The sequence below is a fragment of the Haloferax profundi genome (genome assembly GCF_001469865.1).
GTDB lineage: Archaea > Halobacteriota > Halobacteria > Halobacteriales > Haloferacaceae > Haloferax > Haloferax profundi.
Genome location: NZ_LOPV01000062.1, coordinates 1 through 3620, shown reverse-complemented (window position 1 = coordinate 3620; position 3620 = coordinate 1). Strand labels below are relative to the sequence as shown.

Annotated in this window: 4 protein-coding genes; 3 read left to right on the top strand and 1 reads right to left on the bottom strand. The window is 54.6% G+C overall.

Annotation, left to right across the window (positions count from 1 at the left end):
• Nucleotides 1-80 precede the first annotated feature (80 nt).
• Nucleotides 81-530: a hypothetical protein gene (locus AUR66_RS03335; protein WP_058571091.1), complete on the top strand. Its 450-nt coding sequence runs from the start codon at nucleotides 81-83 to the stop codon at nucleotides 528-530.
• A 224-nt stretch (nucleotides 531-754) separates the two neighbouring features.
• On the opposite strand, the gene AUR66_RS23340 is transcribed toward AUR66_RS03335, so the two are convergent.
• The gene (locus tag AUR66_RS23340; protein WP_082682116.1) at nucleotides 755-1474 is read right to left on the bottom strand and encodes an HU family DNA-binding protein; all 720 of its coding nucleotides are present in this window, start codon (nucleotides 1472-1474) and stop codon (nucleotides 755-757) included.
• A 430-nt stretch (nucleotides 1475-1904) separates the two neighbouring features.
• Here AUR66_RS23340 and AUR66_RS03325 point away from each other — a divergent pair, with 430 nt between their 5' ends.
• Together AUR66_RS03325 and AUR66_RS03320 are read left to right on the top strand one after the other, a co-directional pair.
• Nucleotides 1905-2324: a hypothetical protein gene (locus tag AUR66_RS03325; RefSeq protein WP_343123541.1), complete on the top strand. Its 420-nt coding sequence runs from the start codon at nucleotides 1905-1907 to the stop codon at nucleotides 2322-2324.
• Nucleotides 2325-2350: 26 nt separating this feature from the next.
• Nucleotides 2351-3620, top strand: a 1270-nt coding sequence (locus tag AUR66_RS03320) for a hypothetical protein (protein WP_197409663.1), incomplete at its 3' end; no start/stop codon positions are given.

Sequence of the window (3620 nt, the reverse complement as noted above, 5' to 3'; positions counted from 1 at the left end):
GGACACAATTCCGGTTCGACTGTCTCGACAACCCCGAACGGTGCAACAACAGATAACGGGTGGCGGGTACACCATCGACTATGACGCTCACCGCCGCCCAACAGAAAATCGAGGTTGCCATCCGGTCGATCTGTGAGGATAACAAGTTCGCCACGGTGGAGGATATCACGAATCGAGTGCCCCTGTCGAGGCAGGCGGTACTCGACAACGTCGATATCGTCGCCGCCGAACACGACTATATCCAGTACAAACACGTCGGCGAGGCAAAGGTGTACTACGTGACCGATTTCAAACTGGAGCCCATCCGAACCAACGACACCGACGCCGTGGTCCGTCTCGAAAGCGATACTGATGCGGACTATGCGGAGGTTCGAACAGCTCCAAAGTACAGCGAGTTCGACTTCGGAGTCCACTGGTACGACTACAAACTAAACGAGATTGAGAACCACGTCCCGACTGACACTGAACTGGGGCAGGTAATGAGTCGGTACGCGACTACGCCAGTCACTCTCAAATTTTACTCAACGTGAGGTGTGGTTGTGGGAGGATCAACACGCATAACAGAATGGTCGGTGTGCGACCCTCTGGATTTACAACGGAAACCTGCGCTCACTCATCTATCAACCACCTCGTTTCGTATGCTCTCTTTTGCTCAAGAAACCGATAGACAGTGGGCCGGAAAGCAAACGAAATGTACTCTCACTTTGAGTCGTGACAAAAACGAAAATCGTACCCGATGAGAGAAACTACCACTCTAATTAACCGACTTCGAGAGCTCAGCACCGGCCTTGAATTTGACTTCGTTCTTACCTGCAATCTTGATCTCCTTGCCGGTCTGTGGATTTCGACCCGTCCGCGCAGACCGCTTGGAGATACTGAACGTCCCAAACTCGCCTAAGGTGACAGTATCGCCGATGACCAACGCGTTGGCCGTTACAGTGACAAATGCATCGAGTGCTCGTTTCGCGTCAGCTTTCGAGAGCCCGCTGTCAGCGTCACGTCTTTTGGGTTCGCGTGTCAGTTGCTCTGCATCGACCACGATATCACCATCACGACACCGGTAACTGGACGGATTCCGACGCTCGTCACCCACTCCCGGAATCAGGTCGAGGGCGGTCGCAAACTTCGGGCACGGCTCGAAGCTAACCGACGAACGGATTGTGGAATCGTTTCGTCCCGTCCGTGCAGACCGCTTCGAGATGCTGAACATCCCAAAACCGACCACTGTGACACTCTTGCCCGCTATGAGCGCCTTCGTCGTCGTAGAAAGCAGAGAGTTCACTGCCCTTTTTGCATCGGCCTTTGAGAGACCGGACTCGGCTGCGATCGCCTCGATCAGTTCTGGCTTGCTCGTTGCCACAGCTGTTCCTGACATGCCTGTCAGTCCGAGCCCAACCAAAAGAGCTGCAGTACCACTCTTTCGGAGCACGTCCCGGCGCGAGAGCGTCTTTCGTTGTGTGTTATCAATACTCATGAATGAATGCATTCTAGGAGCACTGGCAAAATCATAAGTATATCTGAATTTCAGGCTACACGATATTCTAAAAGCTGAATTCGTTGGAAGTCCAGCTGTGACGGCTTCCGTAGTGCGACTCAAGCACCCTGGCGAGCGTCGCAATCCGGCCCTCACGTTCGTTGGCGCACCCTTCATCGTGCTTGCGCTGTTCCATCGCAAGTAGTGACAGGCTGACTCGCGACTACAAATCTTAGAACACACTCACCGCACGACGTAACCACAAATGCCAAGGCTCCAATGAGAGTTACAGAACATGACTTAAAATCTAGAAATTCAACAGATATTAGCGTCTAAAACACAGTTTTGCCGACCAATAGAGTTTAATTCTAGTTCAAAGTTGAGATAGTCAGGAATTGGGCCAACTCGGCACAATCAACAAGCAATCTACATGTTCAATGAAGAAGATAGATCAAACAATACTGTATCCAATTCAAATCAAAAGTCGTCTCGATTTGTTTCGCCTCGTCGTATCGTCGCGATGACTGCGCTCCTAAGTGTAGTCTTCCTTGTACAGCCGGTTGCAGCCCAAGGAGTTGTCTGCAGTGCAAGCAAGCTTCCACAACTCATCGAGGGCTTCTTCCAACTAACGACGGGCCTCGGCCTCATCGGATTCGTCGTCGTCTGGCAAGGAGACTCTCTGTTCGAGGTATTTGCGACGAACCACGAGCAGAAGGCCAAAATCAAAGAACACAAGCGAGCGGCGCTGAAGGCCTTAATCACCCTGCTTGTACTCGGCCCACTGTACACCGTTGCTGGGTCGCTGATGGGACTGCCACTCGCTGAGTGTGTTGACCTCGCGCCCTGGTAATCTGAGGGTTACCTCTGCGGTCCCTCATGCGCACTAACGTGTGGTCTGTCGTGATTGCATGCCTCCTCGTCACGAGCGGGGTCACCGGTCTCGTTACGGCAACGCCACCACGCCCGGGGACAGAAGACAACGGCCTGGCCGAGAACGAGTCGGCGACGTTGTGGTCTCGTGACTCAGACGAGTACATGAACGAGACAACGTATCGCCAACGCTTTGGCGAGAATCGAACTCCCATCCAGCAACTCGCCAATGGGACAGACATCACGTTCACTCGCCCACCGGCGACTGCTGCGACGTGGACACGCAACGACTTCCGTGACCTGAACGCAGGCAATGCACAGACGTCGGTGTACCCAGAACACGCGTCTCTCGAAGATGGTGTCCTCATCGACGATGCACACGCGACGCTGTTCGCTGTCCATCCGTCGACACGAGGCCATCTGGAGGCAGGTGAGACGCCGCTGTACGTCGCACCCAACGGAAGTCTCCGCGGGTTTGTCGACTACCGTGTTCGTGTTCCAAATGGGAGTCAGTCTATCAGCTCGTCTGTTACGTGGTCACTCGTTGATGACGAAATCACAGAGGTTCGGCTGAAATCGGGTGAAGAGGTTATCGCCCGTTCAGGTGGAAGTCATACACCTGAACTCGAGTACCAACTCGACGAAACGTGGAGTACGACGCTCACCCTCGAAGCCGACATCGAAGTCCGACTCAAGAAGACGACAGAAACCTCGATTGGAAACCTGACTGAGACGGCGGTTACGTATCCGACTGAGGCGATTACCGTCTCTGATTCGGTCGATATCGAGGTGTACAACCTGCGAGCATACTCCTACTACGCGGCGTATCCCGATGGTGACACTGGGGTGGCAATCTTCCAGTCTCGGCCGTGGCAGGGCTACACTCTCACCGAGGATGGTGGGTCGACCGTTCGCGGAGTCTGGCGCTTCTATACGGCTCGTGACCCACGATGGGATACACTCGTTCGAGCGACTGAGGCGAACGAGACCGAAATCCAGTCGGACGCACTCCCCGTCTATGTCCACGCGTACCCTTCGAGAATTGGCCCACGGGCTCAGCCGATTCGTAATGGACCGACGATACTCGACTCGTGGGGCAGAGAGCGCACGAGTCCACTACCCACGATTCCAGACACCGTCTCTGTTGAAGTCGTCGAGCAGTCGTACACGCCCACGTACGGATTGGCTGTTCGGACAGACGAGGTTGACCGCGACGCACTCCGTGTGTCAGGCATCGTCCGCGGCGTCAACGCGACCCCCGTCGTCTCAGATGTGG

What these genes read in the sequence shown, in the direction of transcription:
- AUR66_RS03335 (WP_058571091.1), top strand. Translation starts at nt 81, where the DNA reads ATGACGCTCACCGCCGCCCAACAGAAAATCGAGGTTGCCATCCGGTCG.
- AUR66_RS23340 (WP_082682116.1), bottom strand. Translation starts at nt 1,474, where the DNA reads ATGAGTATTGATAACACACAACGAAAGACGCTCTCGCGCCGGGACGTG.
- AUR66_RS03325 (WP_343123541.1), top strand. Translation starts at nt 1,905, where the DNA reads ATGTTCAATGAAGAAGATAGATCAAACAATACTGTATCCAATTCAAAT.